The sequence below is a fragment of the Sphingopyxis sp. genome (genome assembly GCF_035565275.1).
In the GTDB taxonomy this organism is placed as follows: domain Bacteria; phylum Pseudomonadota; class Alphaproteobacteria; order Sphingomonadales; family Sphingomonadaceae; genus Sphingopyxis.
Genome location: NZ_DATMST010000166.1, coordinates 24,451 through 46,083, shown reverse-complemented (window position 1 = coordinate 46,083; position 21,633 = coordinate 24,451). Strand labels below are relative to the sequence as shown.

At 65.5% G+C, this 21,633-nt stretch carries 19 protein-coding genes; 9 read left to right on the top strand and 10 right to left on the bottom strand.

All coding sequences use genetic code 11. From position 1 onward, the window contains the following. The 4 genes from VN047_RS11725 to VN047_RS11710 all read right to left on the bottom strand — a co-directional run. A partial coding sequence (locus VN047_RS11725; protein WP_325542868.1) for an FAD:protein FMN transferase occupies positions 1-291 on the bottom strand: 291 nt, incomplete at its 3' end. A gap of 56 nt (positions 292-347) precedes the next feature. Beyond that, positions 348-1,175 carry a DUF4198 domain-containing protein gene (locus VN047_RS11720; protein WP_325542866.1) on the bottom strand — a complete coding sequence of 276 codons (828 nt, stop codon included), beginning with the start codon at positions 1,173-1,175 and terminating at the stop codon, positions 348-350. Between the two features lie 20 nt (positions 1,176-1,195). Beyond that, positions 1,196-1,726, bottom strand: a complete 531-nt coding sequence (locus tag VN047_RS11715) for a DUF2271 domain-containing protein (RefSeq protein ID WP_325542864.1) — start codon at positions 1,724-1,726, stop codon at positions 1,196-1,198. 12 nt (positions 1,727-1,738) lie between these two features. Then, complete coding sequence (locus VN047_RS11710) at positions 1,739-2,383, bottom strand: PepSY-associated TM helix domain-containing protein (protein ID WP_325542862.1); 645 nt, start codon at positions 2,381-2,383, stop codon at positions 1,739-1,741. Between the two features lie 217 nt (positions 2,384-2,600). Between VN047_RS11710 and VN047_RS11705 the strand changes: the two genes are divergently transcribed. After that, positions 2,601-3,497: a LysR family transcriptional regulator gene (locus VN047_RS11705; RefSeq protein WP_325542860.1), complete on the top strand. Its 897-nt coding sequence runs from the start codon at positions 2,601-2,603 to the stop codon at positions 3,495-3,497. Between the two features lie 18 nt (positions 3,498-3,515). Here the strand turns inward: VN047_RS11705 and VN047_RS11700 are convergent, their stop codons facing one another. From VN047_RS11700 to VN047_RS11690, 3 genes are read right to left on the bottom strand one after another with little or no spacing between them, the layout of a single operon-like run. Continuing rightward, complete coding sequence (locus VN047_RS11700; protein ID WP_325542858.1) at positions 3,516-4,592, bottom strand: tartrate dehydrogenase; 1,077 nt, start codon at positions 4,590-4,592, stop codon at positions 3,516-3,518. Further along, a complete protein-coding gene (locus VN047_RS11695) occupies positions 4,589-5,887 on the bottom strand; it encodes a glycerate kinase (RefSeq protein ID WP_325542856.1) in 1,299 nt (432 codons plus the stop codon). Before VN047_RS11695 ends, VN047_RS11700 begins: the two co-directional genes overlap by 4 nt. A gap of 24 nt (positions 5,888-5,911) precedes the next feature. Next, a complete protein-coding gene (locus tag VN047_RS11690; protein ID WP_325542854.1) occupies positions 5,912-6,892 on the bottom strand; it encodes a phosphoglycerate dehydrogenase in 981 nt (326 codons plus the stop codon). Between the two features lie 264 nt (positions 6,893-7,156). Here VN047_RS11690 and VN047_RS11685 point away from each other — a divergent pair, with 264 nt between their 5' ends. Together VN047_RS11685 and VN047_RS11680 are read left to right on the top strand one after the other, a co-directional pair. Beyond that, positions 7,157-8,554, top strand: coding sequence for an acyclic terpene utilization AtuA family protein (locus VN047_RS11685; protein ID WP_325542852.1), 1,398 nt, complete (start codon positions 7,157-7,159; stop codon positions 8,552-8,554). Next, positions 8,554-8,862: a DUF4387 domain-containing protein gene (locus VN047_RS11680; protein ID WP_325542850.1), complete on the top strand. Its 309-nt coding sequence runs from the start codon at positions 8,554-8,556 to the stop codon at positions 8,860-8,862. Before VN047_RS11685 ends, VN047_RS11680 begins: the two co-directional genes overlap by 1 nt. A 39-nt stretch (positions 8,863-8,901) precedes the next feature. Here VN047_RS11680 and VN047_RS11675 read toward each other — a convergent pair whose 3' ends face one another. Further along, the gene (locus VN047_RS11675; RefSeq protein WP_325542848.1) at positions 8,902-10,704 is read right to left on the bottom strand and encodes an AMP-binding protein; all 1,803 of its coding nucleotides are present in this window, start codon (positions 10,702-10,704) and stop codon (positions 8,902-8,904) included. A 113-nt stretch (positions 10,705-10,817) separates the two neighbouring features. Between VN047_RS11675 and VN047_RS11670 the strand changes: the two genes are divergently transcribed. The 4 genes from VN047_RS11670 (at position 10,818) to VN047_RS11655 (ending at position 15,181) form a co-directional block, all read left to right on the top strand. Continuing rightward, complete coding sequence (locus VN047_RS11670; RefSeq protein ID WP_325542846.1) at positions 10,818-11,993, top strand: citrate synthase; 1,176 nt, start codon at positions 10,818-10,820, stop codon at positions 11,991-11,993. 43 nt (positions 11,994-12,036) lie between these two features. Continuing rightward, positions 12,037-12,702 (top strand): Crp/Fnr family transcriptional regulator, encoded by a 666-nt coding sequence (locus VN047_RS11665; protein WP_325542844.1) that lies wholly within the window; start codon positions 12,037-12,039, stop codon positions 12,700-12,702. Continuing rightward, positions 12,702-13,838: an AbrB family transcriptional regulator gene (locus VN047_RS11660; RefSeq protein ID WP_325542842.1), complete on the top strand. Its 1,137-nt coding sequence runs from the start codon at positions 12,702-12,704 to the stop codon at positions 13,836-13,838. The genes VN047_RS11665 and VN047_RS11660 overlap by 1 nt, the downstream gene beginning before the upstream one ends. Positions 13,839-13,957: 119 nt before the next feature. Then, a complete protein-coding gene (locus VN047_RS11655) occupies positions 13,958-15,181 on the top strand; it encodes an MBL fold metallo-hydrolase (protein ID WP_325542840.1) in 1,224 nt (407 codons plus the stop codon). Between the two features lie 77 nt (positions 15,182-15,258). Here the strand turns inward: VN047_RS11655 and VN047_RS11650 are convergent, their stop codons facing one another. Together VN047_RS11650 and VN047_RS11645 are read right to left on the bottom strand one after the other, a co-directional pair. After that, entirely contained in the window at positions 15,259-16,548 is a 1,290-nt protein-coding gene (locus VN047_RS11650) for a citrate:proton symporter (RefSeq protein WP_325542838.1), read from the bottom strand. A gap of 69 nt (positions 16,549-16,617) precedes the next feature. After that, the gene (locus tag VN047_RS11645) at positions 16,618-18,861 is read right to left on the bottom strand and encodes a TonB-dependent receptor (RefSeq protein ID WP_325542836.1); all 2,244 of its coding nucleotides are present in this window, start codon (positions 18,859-18,861) and stop codon (positions 16,618-16,620) included. A 332-nt stretch (positions 18,862-19,193) separates the two neighbouring features. Between VN047_RS11645 and VN047_RS11640 the strand changes: the two genes are divergently transcribed. Together VN047_RS11640 and VN047_RS11635 are read left to right on the top strand one after the other, a co-directional pair. Further along, on the top strand, positions 19,194-19,970 hold the full coding sequence (locus tag VN047_RS11640; RefSeq protein WP_325542834.1) for a class II aldolase/adducin family protein: 777 nt from the start codon (positions 19,194-19,196) through the stop codon (positions 19,968-19,970). Positions 19,971-20,114: 144 nt separating this feature from the next. After that, entirely contained in the window at positions 20,115-21,617 is a 1,503-nt protein-coding gene (locus VN047_RS11635; protein ID WP_325542832.1) for an MFS transporter, read from the top strand. Positions 21,618-21,633 lie beyond the last annotated feature (16 nt).

The window sequence follows — 21,633 nt, the reverse complement described above, 5'->3', positions numbered from 1 at the left end:
TTCGGTCAGGCGGCCCATCCCCGCGTCGAAAGCGCCGCCGCTGGCGCGCGCGATCCGAAGCGCCGCCTTGACGACATGGGCGAGTTCGTCCGGCACGCGATGCCATCGCCCGGGCGGCGCGCGGTTAAAGCGCGAGAGGTTGGAGCCCGCCTCCCACTGGCTCATCTGCGCCACGACCAGATCGAACGCCGCTTCGATGCCGTGCACGATCGCGGGGGGTGGCGACGCGGCTTGCAGCGACCAGCTTGTCCCCATGGTCTCGCCGGCAAAGCTTTCGATCTCCGCGCGCACGTCGCGCCCCGCGAAGGCCGCGGGGGTCAATGCGCGGGGGACGAGGATGCGGTCGGTCAGGGCGCAAGCACCTCGAGCGTCGTGACATAGCTCGCGCGGCGCTGCGGTGCCGTCGGCGCGGCACCTTCCTCGCGCGCCGTGCGCGGCGTCGTGACGTTGAGCCAATAGAGCCCGGGCGCGGTCCAATCGACCTCGACCTTGCCGTCGGCGCCGGTCTGGAGGTCCATCTGGCCGAGTTGATCGCGATAACGGATGCCGCCGGGGATCACCGTCACCGGCAGGCCCGCGGCGGGCTTGCCGTCGAGCAGGAACTGAAAGGTCGCGGCCTCACCCGCGATCAGGTCGTTCGGATGGGTGACCGGAACCAGCTCGATCCCCTTCCCCGTCGGTTTGAACAGGGTCGTCGTCGGTTCGCCGACGGTCACGAAAATCTCGTTGCGGTTATTCGATTCGGCGGTCCGCACATTGGTCGCGCCCGCGGGAATGCGCTCGGCAAGGTTCGCCGTCGTCGTCCCGCGCGGCAGGCGCTCGGTCTTGCCACCCAGGTCATAGCTGCCCGACACGCCGTCGGACAGCGACGCGATGCGCCATGTCCCCTTTTGCGTCAGATGGACGTCGAAGGTGCTGCGATAGCGCCCCGTCGCCTTATTCTCGATCGCCGCTTCGCTGCCGTCGGGCGCCCACGCCTTCATCGCGTCGAGGCGCATCGGATGATGTTCGAAATAGAAGAGATCGTTCGAGATCGCGGCATCGACGGTGACCCACACATCGTCGCCCGACAGCACGGTCGCCGACGGCATCATCCACTGGCGGTGCGCCGACGCCGGGACGGCGATCGCGGCGAGAGCGGCGGTCGCGACAAAACCCCAAATATGCTTCTTCATATCCCTGTTCCTTCTTAAGCTCAGCGGAAGGCGACCGAGACGGCGCCCAATTCGGTGGTTCCGGCGGCGCGCCCGCCCGCCCCGGCCTTCGCGGGCCAGGTGAAGGGGATGCGCAGCAGTTCGCGGCCACCGACCTCGCGCGCCGCCTCGATCACCAGCGTGTATTGGCCGGGCGCGGCCGCACCGAGCTCAGCGCGGGTGAAGGAGATCTTGTGCGCGCCGGGCGCGCGCGTCGCGCCGGTGATGCCGTTCGCCGGGAAGGTCATCGATCGCCCTGCGGCGCGCCACCACTGGCGCACGTCGCGAAGCCACTTCGTGCCTTCGTTCGCCTTCATGTCATAATCGTACCAGACCGCGACGGTCTTTGCGGGAGCGCCGGCCTTTTCGACCCAGATTGCGACATAGGGCTTGTGATATTCGGCGACCTTCAGCCGCGGAATGTTGACCGTGACGTCCATCGTGCCCGGTGCGGCCGCGAGCGCCGGGGCGGTGAGCATGGCACCGAGGCCGATCGTTCCGCCGAAGATGCGCGCGGGGGTGGAAAGCTGCATGGACTGGTCTCCCTAATGAATGAAGATGATCGCGATCGCGGCGGGAATCGCGAGGCCGAGGCCGACGAGCGGCCAGGTGCTCTTGCGCTTCGCCGAATGGAGCTGGAGCAGAAACAGGCCGGTGATCGCGAAGACGAGGCAGGCGAAGGCGAAGATATCGATGAACAGGCTCCACTCGCCGCCCGAATTGCGTCCCTTGTGCAGATCGTTGAGGTACGAGATCCAGCCGCGGCTGGTGACCTCGCTCGACGCGGCGCCGGTCGCAAGATCGATCGCAACCCACGCATCGCCGCCGGGGCGCGGTGCGGGCAGATAGACTTCATCGGCCGACCATTCAGCCTCGGCGGATGCCCTGACCGGAAAACTGCTTTCGACCCATTCGATGATCGCGGGCGGCAGCGGTGCCTTTTCGGCAGCAGGCGCCGCCGCCTTGAGCCGCGCGAGCAGCGCGGGCGGCATTTGGGCCGATCCCTGCGTGACGACGGGCGTCCCTTCGATATCGGCAGCATGATTAAGCGTGAAGCCGGTGATCGCAAAGAGCAGCAACCCGATCAGGCTGACAGCCGAACTCATCCAGTGCCACATGTGGAGCTGTTTCAGCCAGAAGGCTTTCCGGCTCTTCCTGGTCGCCGGTCGCGAGGATGGTGGTGCGTGCATCAAGGGTTCTGATCGGAAGTGGTGCGATGGCCATTATCGAGAACGATTCGCAATTACAATAACTATTCGGACTTTTCAGCGGTGGCGCGAGTCGGGCGGCCGGACGGCGCGAGCGCGGCCATGCATAATCCGCATCAAATCATTCGCCCTATTCGCGATCTTGTATTTCGCCCGCATTCTTGGGACCAAGATGGCCCGCGCCGACAGGAAGAGACCGATGGATTCCAGCCTACTCGAAGATTTTCTGACGCTCATCGATTGCGGAAACTTCTCGAGAGCGGCCGAAAAGCGCGCGGTCAGCCAGCCGAGCTTCAGCCGCCGCATCCGCACGCTCGAGGAATGGGTCGGCGCGGTGCTGATCGACCGCAGCACGCATACGGTGCGCCTGACCGCGGCGGGCGACCGCTTCCGGACCACCGCCGAGGAAACGCTGCGCCGGCTCCAGCTCGGGCGCGAGGAGGCGCGCGCGGTGGCCAAGGCGTCGTCAGAAACGCTGCGCTTCGCCTCGACGCACGTCCTTTCGCTGACCTTTTTCCCGAGCTGGCTGCGGAGCCTCGAAATCGATGCGCAGCGCAATGTGACCATCGAGCTCATTGCCGACAATATGGTCGCGTGCGAGCGGCTGATGATCGAAGGTCGCGCGCAGTTCCTCTTGTGCCACCATCATGAAGCCGCGAACGTCCGGCTCGGTTCCGATTTCCGGTCGGTCAGGCTGGGAAGCGACATTCTCCTCCCCGTCGCCGCGCCGCAGGTCGTCGCGTCGGGCATCACCGCCGATACGCCGCAGCTCGCCTTCACCAGCGATTCGGGAATGGGGCGGATCCTGGCATCGGCGTGGGCCACGAAAGGACTGCCGCCGAAACCGCAACCCGCCTTCGCCTCGCATCTCGCCAGCGTGCTCGCCGCGATGGCACGCGACGGGCGCGGGGTGACCTGGTCGGCGCTGAGCCTCGTCGAGGACGACCTTGCCGCGGGCCGGCTTGTGCGCGCGGGCGGCGAATCCGACGAAGTACCGATCGAGATCCGGTTATGGCGTCCGAAGGCGCGCCAATCGCCCGCTGCCGAAGCCTTCTGGAGCCGGCTGCTCAAGATCGAGGCGGCGAACCCCGCCTGACCGCGAGCGGACGCGCCGTCAGGCGAGCGCGTCGGCGATCGCCTTGCCGCATTCGACCGTCCCCGCCGGGCCGCCGAGATCGCGCGTGCGCAGCCCGGGCTGGGACAGCACCGCCTCGATCGCCGTCAGCACTGCCTGCGACGCCTGGAACTCGCCGAGATGGTCGAGCATCAGCGCCGCCGACCAGATCTGTCCGACCGGATTGGCGATCCACTGCCCCGCGATGTCGGGCGCCGATCCATGGACCGGTTCGAACAGCGAGGGAAAGCGACGCTCGGGGTTGATATTGCCCGCGGGCGCGATCCCGATGGTGCCCGTGCAGGCGGGGCCGAGGTCCGAGAGAATATCGCCGAACAGGTTCGACGCGACAACGACGTCGAACCAGTCGGGATGCTGGACAAAATGCGCGGTCAATATGTCGATATGATATTTGTCCCAGCGCACGTCGGGATAGCTGGTCGCCATCGCTTCCACGCGTTCGTCCCAATAGGGCATGGTGATCGAAATGCCGTTCGACTTGGTCGCCGACGTCAGATGCTTCTTTTCGCGGCGCTGCGCGAGTTCGAAGGCATAGCGCAGGATGCGGTCGACCCCGACGCGCGTCATCACCGTTTCCTGCACCACGACCTCGCGGTCGGTGTCGGGAAATATCTTGCCGCCGATCGACGAATATTCGCCCTCGGTATTTTCGCGGACGACGAAAAAGTCGATATCGCCGGGTTTGCGGCCCGCCAGCGGGCTCGGCACGCCGGGCATCAGCTTGACCGGGCGCAGGTTCACATATTGGTCGAACTCGCGCCGGAACTGGATCAGCGATCCCCATAACGAGACATGGTCGGGCACCGTTTCGGGCCAGCCGACCGCGCCGAAGAAGATCGCGTCGTGGCCGCCGATCTGCTGTTTCCAGTCGTCGGGCATCATCTGGCCGTGCTTCAGATAATAGTCGCACGAGGCGAAGTCGAAATAGTCGAATTCGAACCCGCAGCCGTAGCGCGCCGACGCCGCTTCGAGCACCCTTATGCCTTCGGGCACGACTTCCTGGCCGATGCCGTCACCCGGTATCACCGCGATGCGGTGGACATTCGTCTTGTTCATTCTGGATGGCCTCCCCGGACGCGCGGGCCATCGATCAGGATCGCGCGAAAATCATTCACATTGGTCTTGGTCGGACCGGTCGTCACAAGCGCCCCGGTCGTACTGAAAAAGCGGTACGCGTCGTTTCGCGCCAGACAGTCGGCGGCGGACAGCCCCGCGCCGTGCGCGCGCGACAGGATATCGGGGCCGATGATCGCCCCCGCATTGTCTTCGGTCCCGTCGATCCCGTCGGTGTCGGCGGCGAGTGCGTGGACGCCCGTCATGCCGTCCAGCGCCACGGCAAGCGCGAGCAGATATTCGGCATTGCGGCCGCCACGCCCGTCGCCGCGGACGGTGACCGTGGTCTCGCCGCCCGACAGCAGGACGCAGGGTGCCGACACCGGCGCACCGCTCTCGCAAACCCGGCGTGCGATATCGGCGTGTATCGCTGCAACCTCGCGCGCCTCGCCCTCGATCGCGTCGCCAAGGATCAGCGGCGCATAGCCGAGATCGCGTGCGACCGTCGCGGCTGCGTCCAGCGCCATCGCGGGCGTTGCGAGCACATGGCATTCGGCGTCAAATGCTCCCGGTTTCGGTGTCTCGCTCGCCGGATCCGCCAGCCATTCGGCGACCGGTCCGGGTTCAGCCAGACCATAGCGGGCAAGAATTTCCAGTGCCTGCTCGCGCGTCGTCGGATCGGGAACGGTCGGTCCCGATGCGATCGTCGAGGGGTCGTCGCCAGGCACGTCGGAGATGACGAGCGTCACGACCCGCGCCGGCGCCGCTTCGAGCGCGAGCCGCCCGCCCTTCACCATCGACAGATGCTTGCGCACGCAGTTGATTTCGGAAATCGTCGCGCCGCTTTTGAGCAGTGCCTTTGCGAGCCGCTGTTCGTCGGCGAGCGAAATGCCCGGCGGCGGCGCGCTGAGCAGGGCCGAGCCGCCTCCGGACATCAGCGCGATCACCAGATCGTCGGGGCCCAGCCCCTTCAGCAGCGCGCGCATCCGGCCGGTCGCGTCGATCCCCGCCTGATCGGGAACCGGATGCCCCGCCTCTTCGACCGCGATATGTTCGCAGGGCACCGCGTGTCCGTGGCGCGTGACGACCAGCCCCGACAAGGGACCGCCCCAATGCGCCTCAAGCGCCGCCGCCATCGCGGCGCTCGCCTTTCCGGCGCCGATCGCCACCGTGCGGCCTTTCGGCTGCGGCGGCAGCGCGGCAGAAACGATGCGCGACGGCAGCGCACTTGTCACCGCCGCGTCGAACATGCGCCGCAACGCGAGCTGCTCATGGTCGGCTCCGGATGGCGTCGTCATGATATCGGCCTCACGCCCAAAGCCCTATCCCGCGCCCCGGCCGTCGGCGACGATGCATTGCGCGGGGGGATCGCCGCCATCGAGCACCGCGACGACGCAGCGCGCCGCGACCATGTTCGTGCGGTCGAGCCCCTCGCGCGTAGAAGCCCCGGCATGCGGGGTCGCGATGACGTTCGGCAGCGCGATCAGTTCGTCGGTCACGGCCTTGTAGTCGGGATCGCTCTCGCTCACGAAGACATCGAGGCCGGCCGCGGCGATCTCGCCCGACCTGAGCGCCGCGAGCAGCGCACGATCGTCGACAAGTCCGCCGCGCGCGGCGTTGATCAGGATCGCGGTCGGTTTCATCCGCCGAAGCGCCGCGGCGTCGATCATGAAGTGCGTTTCGGCGGTCAGCGGCGCATGCACCGAAACATAATCGCTTCGGGCCAGCAATTCGTCGAGTTCGACGAGCGTGATGCTGTTCTGCGCGATGAAATCGGCGTCGACATGCTGTTCGACCGCGAGGATTTCGACGTCGAACCCCTGCAGGCGTTGTACCAGGCTGCGCCCGATCCGGCCCAGACCGACGATGCCGACGGTCTTTTGGTACAAGTCCGACCCCATAAGGATAGACCAGTTGCCGCCGATCATATTCTGCTGCGTTTCGCGGAAACGGTGCCCCGCGGCGAGCATCAGCGCCATCGTATGGTCGGCGACCGACGCGTCGTTGCCCCCGGCGGCGATGCACACGACCTTTCCGAGGTCATTTGCAGCCGCGATATCGACGCGCTCATAACCGACCCCGCGCCGCGAGATGATCCGAAGGTCGGGCAAGGCGGCCTGCAGTTCGCGCGTGACGCGGGCGTGCCCCACGATCCAGCCCGCGGCGCCATCGATCATCCGGACAAGTTCGTCATGCGAGAGATTGCCGTCGGCCTGCCCCGCCGGCAGCTCGGCCTGAATCACCTCGCACCCCGCACCCTCAAGATAAGCAACGGTTTCCTCGTCGAAAAAACGCTGGGTCACGACTATCCGCCGGTTCTGCACTTCGGGTCCTCTCGCTGCCATTCGGGTCACTTGCGACCTCGGGTATCGACCGATCCCCCCAATCTCAATCGCACAAAGGCTATGAAATCATACGGCAAGCGCGAGCGCCACTTCGTTTCGCCCGTTTACCGCTCCGCACACGAGTTTGGAGGCCGAAAGAAACATATATTGACGACTTTTGTACATCTTGACGCATGCATCCGTTTCACCGATCGCGATGGCGTTCAAGCAAGGAGATGAAATATGACGCGGGGATTGACCGAACCGGTCGTGATAATGGTCCCGAACGGATCGCTCGGCGCGGGCGCGAACGAGGAAGAGATGGATTATGGCATCGCCCGCGGCGCGCAGGTGATCGCAACCGATGCCGGATCGACCGACAGCGGTGCCGCCTATCTGGCGCTGGGCATTTCGAAGAACAATCGCGGCGCGGTAAAGCGCGACCTGACGATCATGATGAAGGCCGCATCGAAGGCGGGCATCCCGATCGTGGTCGGGACCAGCGGCCAGGCAGGCGGCGACCTCAATCTCGAATGGACACGCGATATCGCGGTCGAAGTCGCGCGCGAACTGGGTATCCGCCCGAAGATCGCGCTGCTTTATTCCGAGCAGAGCAAGGACACGCTGAAAGCGAAGAACGCCGCGGGCCGCATTCGCCCGCTCGCACCGATGGGCCCGCTCGACGATGCCACGATCGATTCCTGCGAGCATATCGTCGCGGCGATGGGCCCCGAACCCTTCATGGCCGCGCTCGAAGCCGGCGCCGACATCATCCTCGGCGGCCGCACGACCGATACCGCCGCCATCTGCTGTTATGCGCTGTGGAAGGGTGCGCCGCCCGGGCCAAGCTGGCATGCTGGCAAGATCGGCGAATGCGGCGGTCAGGCATCGATCAAGGAGGTCGACGGTCGCGGGATCCTGATCCGGATCGACAATGACGGTTTCGAGGTCGAAGCGTTGAACGCGGTCAACAAATGCACGCCGCACAGCGTCTCGGCCCACATGCTGTACGAAAATTCCGACCCCTTCTCGCTCACCGAACCCGGCGGCGTGCTCCACACGACCGACAGCCGCTATGAGCTGGTCGATCCGCGCATCACGCGCGTCACCGGATCGGTCTGGGAAGAGCGTCCCTATACGATGAAGCTCGAGGGTGCTTCAGCGGGCCAGTACCAGACCGTGATGCTTGTCGGCATCCAGGATCCGGTGGTGCTGAACGACCTCGAAACCTTCGAAGCGAACATGACCAAGCATCTGTACAACCGTGTGCGAATGACGATCGGCGACGCGGCGGGCGATTTCCACATCTCGCTGCGCCTCTACGGCTGGAACGCCGTGTCGGGCGAAAAGGTACCCGAGGGCACGCCGCCGCCGCGCGAAGTCGGCGTCTTGTTCGTCGCGACCGCCGATACGCAGGAAATGGCGAACCAGATTGCCAAGGCGTGCAACCCGATCTTCTTCCACATGTATATGCCCGGCCATCACGGCGAAATGCCGAGCTATGGCTTTGCTTTCAGCCCCGCGGACATCCCGCGCGGCCAGCTTTACGAATTCCGCCTCAACCATGTCGTCGAATGCGACGATCCGATGGAACTGGTGCGGACCGAATGGGTCGATCTGAGCGTCGGGGAGGCGGCATAATGGCAAGCGTCGGAGAAATTTGCAGCTATGTCCGGTCGAAAAACGCCGGCCCCTTCTGGGTGACATTCGACCTGTTCTTCAAGGATCGCGAAGATTTCGCGCGGTACGCACGCCATCCGGCGATCGGCCCCGAAACCTTTCATCGCCTGTTCGGCGCCGAACCGTCGCAGGTGAAGAGCTTTCCCGTCGAAAGCCTGAACATGGTCAAGATTTCGTGCGTGCGCCCGACCCCGTCGGGATCGCGCGTCGAACGCGACCTGCACAGCGGCCAGATGTTCGTGCGTCTGCTCGACATCGAACTCGACTGACTGCATCCGGCCGGCGCCCGCGCGGCGCCGGCCGGACGATCAACCGGCGATGATCACACCCGGTCCGCCGGAGAACAATGCGCCGATCGCACCGGCATGCAGACTGCGCGCCACCGACTGCGCGATATAGCCCTTGTCCGTGATCTCGCCGCGCCGCGGATCGGGTGCGCCGGCAAGCACCAGCGCCCGGCCGATCCGGCCGCCCTGCCCCTTTGCCTTGGCGTTGAAGCGGTGCAGGCCTTCCGTGACGGCCGCCTCGACCCCGGCGCGATCGCGGCGCGGATCGGGGTAGAAAAGCGCGCCGATCTCGGCCCTGTCCTCGCCGCAGATCACCGCGTCGGAAACCGCAGGCCCGATCGCCGACAGCAGAGCCAGCCGCAATTCGCTGACCCCGACGAAAGTGCCGCTCGCCAGCTTGAAATTCTCCGACAACCGGCCTTCGTAGACGAGACCGCTCACCGGATTGTCCGGATCGGACAGGCGGACCGCATCGCCAAGCCGGTAATAGCCCTGTTCGTCGAACGCCGCGGCGGTGGCTTCGGGTGCGCCCAGATAGCCATCCATCACCTGCGGCCCCGCGACGCGCAGCTCGAGCTTGCCGTCGGTCGGTACGAGGCGGATCGCGGTGCCCGGGATCGGCAGCCCGAGCAGCCCCATGCGCATGTTCGGCCAATGGACATTAGCGACCGAGGGGCCGGTTTCGGTCGCGCCATAACCGCTGCCGAAACTGATCGTCTCGCCAACCGTGCGCACCGCGATCGCCTCGAACCGGTCGACAATGTCCTGCCCCAGCGCGGCGCCGCCGTTCTGGACGACACGCACGCGGTCGAAGAAGCGGCGCGCCAGTGCGGGATCGCGATCCAGTTCGTCGGCCAGCATCATCCAGCCCGCAGGCACCATCGAATGCGAGGTCGGCGAGATTTCGGCGAGGTTGCGCAGCGTCTCGCCGAAGCGCGCCGCGGTCGGCTGGCCGCGATCGATATAGAGCGTGCCGCCCCGATGGAGCGCCTGATGGAGCACCGAATGCGCGCCCATACTGTGGCTCCATGGCGCCGAATTGACCCAGACGGGCGGATCGGGGTCGTCGAAACAGGCGGCAAGCTGCGCGACGTTGAGCGCGATCATGCGCTGCGTGCAGACCACGGCCTTCGGCATGCCCGTCGAACCCGAAGTCAACAGATAGCGCGCGGCATCGGCGGGCTGCTCGCGTGCCGTCACCTCCTCGCCGCCATAAAGCGCGTCGATCGGAATGTCGCCGGGGCGCGGGTTCGCCGACGCGATCACCGGCAGGCCCGCGACGCACCCGAACTCCAGCCCGTCGGCGAACAGCGCCGCATCCTCAACGTAGACGGCTCGCGGTCTTATCCGCGAGCAGGCGGCGGCAAGCCGCGCGGGGTTGGCGCCCGCGAGCCCATATTGCGGCGACACCGGCGCGGTGACCCCGCCGATCCGCATGAGGGCGTAGCTGATCAGCGCGTTGTCGATCGAATTGGCCGACAGGATCAGCAGCGGACTGACGCGATCGAGACCCATATGCGCAAGCGCGCCCGCGAGACGGGCGACGCGGCTCCGGCCCTCCGAATAGCTCACCGTTCGCCAGCCCGCCCCCGATCGCCCGGCCAGCCAGATCCGATCGGGTGCGGCGGTCGCCCAATGATCGAGCGCGGCGTTCATCGTCCGGCATCCGGTCGGATATTCGCCCAGATTTTCGATCCGCACCTCGCCGTTGGCGAACTTCCTGCACGCGAAGCGATGCGGCGGGGCATAGCGCGCATCGCGCATGCCTTCGATCAGCACATCGGGGCCACGCAAAGTGATCTCGTCAACCGCCTCGACCATCATATCCACCCCATATCCCCGCATCCGATTCACTCGCCGAACAGGGTCTCAAATTGTAACACCGCACGATCAACGTCAAGATTGACGAATCACTATCAACATGTAACCAAAAGAGGATGGAAGACGATTACATCTCGGCCGAGGAAGCTGCAGGCATTCTCGGCGTATCGCGCGCCACGATCTACGCTTACGTCAGCCGCAAGGGCATCCGTTCGCGTCCGGTGCCGGGGACGCGCCAGCATCGTTATCGCCGCGTCGATGTCGAACAGATCAAGGCGCGCAGCGGACGCTCGGCCGCCAGTGGCGGCATCGAGATCGCAAGCCGGATCACGACGATCGGCGACGACGAAATCTTCTACCGCGGCCGCAGCGCCGCCGAACTGTCGGACAGCGCGACCTTCGAACAGGTGGCGGCGCGATTGTGGGATGTCGACGCATCGGTTTTCGACCGCCCGGCGCCGCGAGGCTCGCCGCTTTTCGAGCGGCTCGACACGCTGCTCGCGGCCGAGGCCGGGGTCGACCGCGCGATCGCGCATTTCCCGTTCCTCGAGCAAGCGAACCCGCGCGGATATGACCTCAGCCACGCGGGCATGGCCGCGACCGGGGTCGACATCGTCCGCTGGCTGACCGCGATCATCCTCAACAAGCGCGAGGCATCGGCCGACCCCGTCCACCTGCAGTTCGAGCGCGCGCTGGCGCTGCAGCCCGAACAGACCGAACTCCTGCGCCGCGTGCTGATCCTCGCCGCCGATCATGGCGTCAACGAAAACACCTATGCCGTGCGCATGGTCGCACGCGCGGGCGTCACGCCCTGGCGCTCGGTCTCGGTCGGGCTCGCGCTCGCAGTGGGGCGGCAGAGCAAGTTCGGACAGAATGAATCGCTGCGCCGTTTCATCGGCGAAATATTGGCGGCGCCCGATCCCGAAGTCGTGGTGACGCGGCAGATCAAGGAGAATCAGGAACTGCCGGGTTTCGGCAGTCCGATCTATCCCGACGGCGATCCGCGCGCGGCGGCGCTCGTCACCTTCTGCGACCATGCGCTTTCCGATCGCGCCGAGTATCGCAAGCTGCGCCGCGCGATCGAACTCGCCCATGAATTCGGCGGACTGCGACCCAATTTCGCTTTCGTGAGCACGTTTGCCGAGGCGCTCACCGGCCTGCAGACGCGGCGCGAATTCGTCGGACTGAGTTCGAGCGAGGCGCCCTATCTGATCGGCCGTTCGGCGGGCTGGGTCGCGCATTGTATCGAGCAGGTCGCAAGCGACGGCCACTTCGCGGACTCGGGCGATTGAGCCCGCGCGCCCCTCTGTGACCGCCGCGACCGGAAAGGCTGCGATGCACGAAACGCTGGGCGACGACGACCGCTGGCTATCGCTTCTGCCGCAGGAGACGCGCGATTTCATCCGCGCACGCGTCCGGCTGCGCCATTTCGCCGACCGCGCGCGCGTCTATGCGGTGGGCGACGAGGCCGACGGCCTCTACCAGATCGTGTCGGGCGAGGTCAGGCTGATGGCCTATCCTGCGGTCGGGCGCCAACTCCTCACGCTGGTCGCGCGGCGGCGGCACTGGTTCGGCGAGCTTTCGGTGGTCGACCGCGGCCCCCGCCCGCACGATGCGATCTGCCAGGGCCCGGTTGCACTGCTCCACCTGCCGCTGCGCGACATCGACGCCTTCGCAAAGACCGACGCCGGCATTTACGGCCATGTCGCGCTGATCGGATGCGCCCATCAGCGGGCAGCGCTGTCCTATATCGGCTCGATGCTCGCAAAGCCCAGCCGGGCGCGGCTTGCCGAAATGATCCTGAACATGGCTTCGCGCGAAGCGGGTTTCGACCACCCGGTGCTGCAGATCAGCCAGGAGGATCTTGCAGGCCGCGTCGGCATGTCGCGCCAGCATCTCGGCAACCTGCTGTCGGACCTGAAGGCGGCCGGCTGCATCGCGACCTCTTATGGCCGCATCCATATTCTCGATCAGGCCGCACTCGCGGCGATGGCCGACTGATGGCGGAGCCCGCCGACGACGCGCCCGATGATGATGGCGCCGAAAACAAGGCTTCGGCCGCCCGGCGCGCCGGTGCCTGGGCGGCGCTGCTGATCCTGTCGATCGCGAGCACCTGGGCGCTCCGCACGCTCCACGTCCCGGCGGCGCTGATGCTCGGTCCGATGCTGTCGGCGATCGTCATCGCGCAATATCATGGCAAGCTCGAGATGCAGCGACCGGTCGTCATGGGCGCGCAGGCGCTGCTAGGCTGCCGGCTCGGCATGGCGATTTCGCCCGAACTGCTGAACTCGGCTCTCGCCTATCTGCCGATCCTGTTTGCCTTCGTGCTCGCCGTCGTTCTCGCGACCGTGACCCTCGCGATCGTGGTCAGCCGCGCCAACTGGTTCCCCGGCACGGTCGCCGTCTGGGGGCTTTCGCCCGGTGCCGCGTCGGCGATGGTGATGCTCGCCGAAATGTACGGTAGCGACGCCCGGATCGTCGCGGTGATGCAATATCTGCGCGTCCTCGTCGCCGCGCTCGTAGCAATTCTGGTCGGCACCCTGATGGGCAGCCCCGAGGCGAATAGCCACGGCATTCCGACGACAGGGTCCGGCGTCGTCTGGTTCCCGCCGATCGACGGGTTGGCCTTTACCGAAACGCTGGCCCTCGCGCTGCTCGGTGCAATCGCCGCGTGGGTCAGCAAGCGGTCGATCGCGATCCTGTTCGTCCCGATGATCGGCGGCGCGTTCCTCCAGATCAGCGGCCTCGGCCGGCTCGAGCTGCCCGCCTTCCTCGCCGCGGCGGTTTTCGCGGTGATCGGCTGGAATATCGGCCTCAAATTCACGCGCGCCTCGCTCCGCGCCTCGATGAAGCTCATGCCGCGCATCGCCGCCGTAATCGCTGCGATGATCGCGCTGTGCGGCATCCTGTCGTGGCCGCTCGCGCACGTGATCGGGGTCGACGCGCTGTCGGCCTATCTCGCGCTCAGTCCCGGCGGGCTCGATTCGGTGCTGATCATCGCCACGAGCACGCATGTCGACCTGCCGCTGATCCTCGCGGCGCAGGTCGTGCGACTGATCGTCGTCATGACCGTCGCGCCGCCGCTCGCGCGCCTTGTCGTCCGGCGCGTCCTCCCGGGCGGTCGCGAGTCCGGATAGTCAAGCCGCGCCACGCATGAAACCATAGGTTTTGCGCGATTGAGCGGGGTTCGCGGCCCCGATATCCCTGATTTTCCAGGGCGGATCATCCGCCCCCGATCATCAGGGAGGGAATGAAAATGCGACATCGATGGACCCGGCTCGCGCTCGCCACATGCATCGCCGCCGCGCTCGCCGCGCCCGGCCTCGGCCACGACGCGGGCGAAGGTGAAGCCAGGCCGTTTCGCGGCCCGCTGAAACCCGACATGCCGCTTGCGCAAGGCTATAACGATGCCGCGAAAGCGCTGGCGCTGGTCGACGACAATCCGTTGATCCGCTGGGAATATCGCGTGTGGTGCGAAACCGGATATCGCAGCGTCGGCGACGCCGGCACCGGGCAGGCGGTCGATACCCCGTCCGACGTCACACGCGACATGGTTTCGCCGAAAGGCTTTTTCCACACCGGCCACGCGCGCGAGCTGTTCACGCCCGGCGGCGCGCGTTTCCTCGATAATGCCTGGTATTTCGGCGCCAACGGGCTGGGCGTCGTCGTCGTCAAGACGCCCGAGGGACTGCTGCTGTTCGACACGATGGGCACGCCCGAAGAATTCGAGAAAGCGGTGTTGTCCGAAATGCCCGCCGCGGGGCTCGATCCGAAGGACATCACGCACGTCTTCGTCGGGCATTTCCACTGGGATCATACCGGCGGGGTCAACATGATGCGCACGCTGGCGCCCAACGCCAGGGTCGTGATCAGTGAACCCGACGCGCGCATCATCGATACGGCGCGCACCAACCTGCTCGCCGGAAAGCCGGTCGAGCCCGCCAACGCCCTCGCCTCGCCGCGCGCGAAGCCAAAGACCCCCGAAGAAGCTGCGGCGCTCCGCGACCTTCGCCTCCGCTCGATTCCCGAACGGTTCGACATCCGCGTGCCCGCAACTCCGGGGCTCAAGACCGGGATGCTGAAGATCCGGACGGGTGATAATACAGAGGTTTTCGCGATGCTGACGCCCGGTCACACACCGGGTCAGATGGCGGTGGTCGTTCCGGTGCGCCATCAGGGCGGCGTCCGCAACCTGTTGATCATGAGCGGCAACGATCAGCCCGAAGAAGCGGCGCAATATGCGATCTCGACCGATTATCTGCGCTCGGCCGCAGCACAGCTTGGCGCCGACACGCTGATCAACACCCACCCCTATCAAAGCGCGATGTATTACCATCTGCGGCAGTTGAAGGCGGATCCGAACGCGCCCAACCCGTTCGCGATGGGCGTCGATGGCGTCAACCGCTTCCTCGGCATCTACGCCGAGTGCCAGCGCGCGACGAAGCAGCGGCTGCAGGACGGAACCTGGCTCGGCTTCTGATCGGACAAAGGCAAAAAGAGAACGGGCCGATCCGCTGGCGGATCGGCCCGTTCTTTATGTGCGGGGTGCCCGTCCCGCTAAAGGATCACACCGGTCAGCGTCGCGGCGGCGATCAGGATCAATGACAGGAGGAAGGCCCATTTTAGGCCGAAGCGCTGCATTTCGCCGACATCCTTTCCGATCAATCCCGCGAGCAGATAGATCGCGGCGATCAGCGGGCTGAGCCCGTGGATCGGCAAGGCGAGCAGCGACGCCCGCGCAATGACTTCCGGCGCGACCTGATAGTGGCTCGCGGTTTCGGCGATCACCGGCACGACGCCGAAATAGAAGGCGTCGTTCGACAGCACGAAGGTCAGCGGCATCGCCAGAAATGCGGTCACGACCCCGATGTGCGGACCAAGCTCGGGCGGAATCAGCGTCACCGCGCCATCCGCCATCGCATCGATCATTCCGGTACCCTGCATGACGCCGGTAAAGGAACCCGCAGCGAGGATCAGCAGCACGATCGGCAGACCGTTTTCGGCATGCGCCTGGATGCGCTCACCCTGCTGCGACACCTTCGGATAATTGACGAGCAGTGCGATGGAAAGGCCGATCATGAACACGAGCGGCAGCGGCACGATCCCGCTGATCGCGGCGCCGAGGATGGCGAGCGTCAGTGCGAGGTTGAAATAGAACAGCCCCGGGCGCCGCAGCGTTTCGTCGCGATCGAAAAGGATTGGCCCGCCGGCGCCGTGCACTTCGGTGCCCTCGACCGCGATCCGTCCGCGTTCCCTGCGCCCGAGATGCCAGGCGATCAGCAGCGTTCCGGCGATCCCCGCCGCCCATGTCGGGAGCAGCGGAACGAAGATATCCGACGGATCGATGTGCAACGCCGCCGCCGCGCGCCCCATCGGCCCGCCCCATGGCGTGAGGTTCATCACGCACGATGCCGAACCCAGATTGACCGCAAGGACCAGCGGATTCATCCCGAGCCGGCGATAGACGGGCAGGAAGGCGGTGACGGTGATCAGCGCCGTCGTCGCGCCATCGCCGTCGAGCGCGACGACGAGCGCAAGGATCGCCGTACCCAGCGACACGCGCACCGGATCGTCGCCCGCGAATTTGAGGACGCGACCGACGAGCGGGTCGAACAGGCCGGCATCGATCATCACCGCGAAATAGAGCACGGCGAACAGCAGCAGCGTCGCCGTCGGCGCCAGCTTCGAAATGCCGTCGACCGCCATCGCGCCAAGGTCGGCGCCATGACCCGCAAGCAGTCCGAAGACGATGGGAACAACGGTCAGCGCGACGAGCGCCGACATGCGCTTGGTCATGATCAGGACCATGAAGGTCAGGACCATGAGATAGCCGAGAAGCATGAGCATTATGTTTGCGATTCCATTCCCTTATCGCGGTGGACGTGCCGCCGCCCCCGGCCGGCACGCCCTGCCCCCTTACCGCAACGCCGCGCTGAAGGTGACGCCGAACTGACGCGGCGCGCCATATTGGACATAATGGTAGAAGCTGTTGCCCGTCTGCCAGATGCGATAGGTCTTGTCGGTGAGGTTGCGGCCCCACAGCCGGACCGAGAAGCGATCGTCGAGATGATAGGTCAGGCTGGCATCGATCAGCGTTCGCGCTTTCCGGTATTCGAGAAAGTCGTTGATATTGTTGTCGTAGATGTCGCTCTGATAATCCATCGACACCTGCGCACGCAGCCAGCCCCAATCGGCATCTTCTGACGTCTGCACGCCCAGATCGGCCGCCAGCGCGTGCTTCGGCGTGCGGCTCAGCCGGTTGCCCGCACCGTTGGTGATCACCGGCGTGCCGTCGGCGAGGAAAGCAGATGTCTGGACGAAATCGGTGAAATAGGGATCGAGATAGGTATAGCGAACCGTCGCGTCGATCCAGCGCGCGGGCGCGATGATGACCTCGGTCTCCACCCCCTTGATCGTCGCATCGCCCGAATCGACGGTCACCCGCGAACCCGTGGGTCCCTGCGTCGCGTCGGGCACGACCTTCGCGGTCTGGAAATCGCGATACTTCATCCTGAACGCCGAGACGTTGACGCGCAGCCGGCGGTCAAGCCAGTCGGTCTTGAGCCCGATTTCATAATTGGTGCCGCGTTCGGGGTCGGTCGGAACGCGCGCCAGCGCGGCGTTGCTCGGCTGTTCCTGGAACGCGCCCGCCTTGAACCCCGTCGACACCGTCGCGAAGGCGAAGATATTCTCGTTGAAGCGCCAATTGGCGCCGACGCGATAGGTAAAGATGCCGTCGTCGAAGACGCCGGGCGAGTCCGCTGTGTCATACGCCGTCGTCGGCGCGGCGAGCGAGCCGGTCAGACGCCGCGCGCGATAGACTTTCCGTTCCTTCGTATAGCGCCCGCCGGCGAGCAGCTTCAGCCCGAAGTCAAAACCATATTCGGCCTCGCCGAACACCGCATAGCTGTTGTTCTTCGCATGGCCGAAGAAACGGTTGATCGTCGTCGGGGTCGCCGACTGCTGCGTCTCGCGTTGGCGGTGGATGTCGTCGTGGTTGTAATAGAGGCCCGCGACCCAGTTGAACGCACCGCCGCCGTTCGACGACAGCCGCGTTTCGGCCGAATAGGAATCCGCCGATTCGACCTGAAATACCTGGATCCCCGATACCGGCAGCCCGATCAGGGCATTGGTCGCGACGTCGGTGCCGTCGAGATCATTGGCATAATCGAAGTCGAGCGTCCGCCACGCCGCCGTCGTCGTCCAGTTCGCGAAGCCGAGGTCGGTCGAAAATTCGGCGCGCGCGCCGCCCGTTTTCGATGTGTTGAAACCGAGATGGTCGGGGTTGGCGCGGCGCGGATTGTCGTAATCGGCATACCCCTTGCCCGGCGTGAAGGGCAGCAGGAAGACGTTGAAGCGCGACGTGTCCGACAGGTCCTGATTGGCGATGTCGGCCGAAAGCAGCAAGCTGCTTCGCTCGCCGATGTCGGCGCGGACGTGAAGGCGCGCCGACAGCTTGTTCTCGTCGTCGAGCGCGCGGCCGTCGACGGTCTTGCGGAAACCGTCGTTGGTTTCGGCACCGAGGACGAGGCGCGCGGCGATCCCGTCCGTGATCGGCGCGTTGAGCATCAGATTGCCGTTAAGCTGGCCATATTCGCCGAAGGTCAGCTGCGCGGTCGATTCAAAGCGGTCGACCGGTTTCGCGGTGATGAAATTCACCGCACCCGCGACGACATTCTTGCCCCACAGCGTGCCCTGCGGCCCCTTCAGCACCTCGACACGTTCCATGTCGTAGAAGTCGATACCGAGCATCGCGGGGCGCGCAAGATAGACGCCGTCGAGGAAGGCCACCGACGACGGATCGCCGCCGGCGCTGCCCGCGCCGCCGCCGACGCCGCGGAACCACAGGCGCGGCGCCGATTTCGGAAAGGCGTCGAAATTGATGCCCGGCGTCACCTGCGCGAGCCGCGCCGCGTCGGTGATCCCCTTGGCCTGAAGCTCGGCGCCCGTCACCGCGGTGACCGTTACCGGCGTATCCTGTTGCGATTCCGCGCGGCGACGCGCGGTCACGACGATATCGTTGATACCGGCTTGCGACGTCTGGGCCTCTTCATCCGGCACCGCCGGCGCCGACCCGGTCTGGGCGAAGGATGGGGCCGAGCAGAAAAGCATGGCAGTCGTGGAAGCAAGCAACAGCGGACGTGTCCGGAATTCAGGCATAAATCCTCCCCTCGCGCGGAAGCCGTCTTGGGGCACCCTGCGCATCGATCTGGCTAAGGCCGGTGTATTTGTTGGCCGTCCGCATCACCTTGCGCGTCGCCGGATGAAGTCAATCGGGTTGGCCTGACGCAGGAGAACATACAGAGTCCATAAATGGCTCAAAACGGGATTATGCATCGTTATATGCGCCCTCACTATCGGCAAACGGGGCCAATCGGGGTACCCGGGCGCCCTCCCGCAGGCGATCGGACAGACTCGCGAATTGCAAAGGATTTGGCAGTCGCGGATGCGGCGTCCTGATAGGCAGGACCCGACATATCGGGAGACTGTTCATGACGACCTTGCTGGAAAGACCCACCATCCGCGACACCGTATCGGACGAGGAATGGGCGCTGCGCGTCGACCTCGCGGCGGCGTACCGGCTCGTCGCGCTCTATGGATGGGACGACCTGATCTTTACCCACCTGTCGGCGCGCGTGCCCGGGCCCGATCATCATTTCCTGATCAATCCCTATACGCATATGTTCGAGGAGATCACCGCATCGTCGCTGGTGAAGATCGATATCGAAGGCAACAAGGTGACCGATACGCCCGCGCCGGTAAACCGCGCGGGCTTCGTCATCCACTCGGCGATCCATGCAGGACGGGAGGACGCAGCGGCGGTGCTCCACCTTCACACGCCGCACGGTCAGGCGGTCTCGGCGATGGCGTGCGGGCTGCTGCCGCATACCCAGACCGCAATGATCGCGCAGCACGACGTCGCCTACCACGACTTCGAAGGCATCGCGACCGAGCTCGACGAACGCGAACGGCTCGTCGCCGACCTCGGCACGAAGAATATGATGATCCTGCGCAACCACGGCACGCTGACCGTCGGCGCGACCGTCGCGCAGGCGTTTTTGCGCATGTATTTTCTCGAGCGCGCGTGCGAGGCGCAGGTGCTGATGCTCGGCGTCGGACGCGAGGGGCTCAACAACCCCAATCAGGGCGTCGCCGAAAAGGTCGAGCAGCAGACGCAGCCCGAGGGCATGGGGATGCTCGCGCAGAGCCTTGCCTGGCCCGCGCTGCTCCGCAAGCTCGACCGCATCGACCCGGGCTTCCGCGACTAGGGTCCGTACCATTAATTGCAGCACGATGCGTTTCGCGCATGAATACACACGCGGACAAAATGTAACTTAGTTGTCATTCCTTTGCCGCTGCGCCTGATAGGTCCGGTCGATCGCCGGACAGCGGCGGCAAAGGGAGAGACATAAGTGGCGGGTAAAAAACGTACGGATCCGGCAGGCGCCGGACAGGATCCCGCTGCCGATGCCCCGGCGTTGAACGAAGCCCCGCCGCTCGGCTGGGGCACGATGCTTTTCTATGGCCTCGGCTCGGCGTCGAACGGGATCAAGAATCGCAGCATCTCGACCTTCCTGCTGCTCTTCTACAGCCAGGTCGTCGGCCTGCCGGCGACGTGGGTCGGCAGCGCGCTCGCGGTGACGCTGATCCTCGACGGGCTGTTCGATCCGGTCATCGGCCAGATTTCGGACAATTTCCGCAGCCGCTGGGGCCGCCGCCACCCGTTCATCTATTTCTCGGCGATTCCCTACGCGATCGTGTTTGTGATGCTCTGGACACCGCCGGTCGGCTGGTCGCCGGGCGCGCTGATCGCCTATATGACGGTGTGCATCGTTCTCCTCAGATCGATCGACACCTTCTTCGAGGTGCCCGCGTCGGCGATGTCGGCCGAACTGACGACCGACTATCACCAGCGCACCTCGCTGATTGCCAGCCGTTATTTCTTCACCTTCGCGGGCGGCCTGACGATGATCTGGATCGCCTACAGCTTTTTCTTCGACGAGGATCGCGGCGGGCTGTTCGTCCGCGCGTCCTATGGCCAATATGCGATGCTCGCCGGCATCGCGATCGCACTCAGCATCCTCGGCTGCGCGATGGGCACGCACCACCGTATCCCGTGGCTGCGCCAGCCGCCGCAACGCAAGCTGACGATCGGCCTTTTGTTCCGCGAACTCGCCCAGACGCTTGCCAACCGTTCGCTCTGGCTTGCCAACGCGGCGGGCCTGTTTACCGCGATCGCGACCGGGATGGTCGGCGGGCTCGCGACCTATTTCCAGGTCTATTTCTGGGAACTGACGCCAAGCCAGCTGTCCTATCTGCCGATCGCGGGCATGATCGCTGCGCTGATGGGAATCGTGATCGGTCCGTGGATCACGCGCTGGCTCGGCAAGAAAAAGGGCGGAATTGCGATGTTCGCCGCGCTGATGATCGTATCGGTCACGCCGATCTCGCTCCGCCTCGCCGGGCTGCTGCCGCCGAACGGCACCCCGCTCATCTTCGGCCTGTTGTTCGCTGAAGCGCTGCTGATCGCGATGCTGACGCTGATGACCTCGATGGCGATCACCTCGATGATCGCCGACGTCGCCGAGGACAGCGAGGTCAAGACCGGGCGCCGGTCCGAAGGCCTGCTCTTCTCGGTCGACAATGTACTCAAGAAATCGACCGCAGGCGCCGGCGTGTTCGCCGCCAGCCTGATCCTGACCGCCGCGGGCCTGTCGGGACAGGTCCGCCCCGGCGAGATATCGGAAGCGGCGCTGCACCAGATGGGGCTCTATTTCGTGCCCGCGATCATCCTGATCTATGGCGGCGCGATCGTCAGCCTGCTCGTCTTCCCGCTCGACGAGAATACGCACAAGGCGAACCTTGCTGCGCTGCGCACGCGCAAGGAAACCGGAAAGACCGACCGGCCGGCCTGAAAGGTCGACCGGTCGG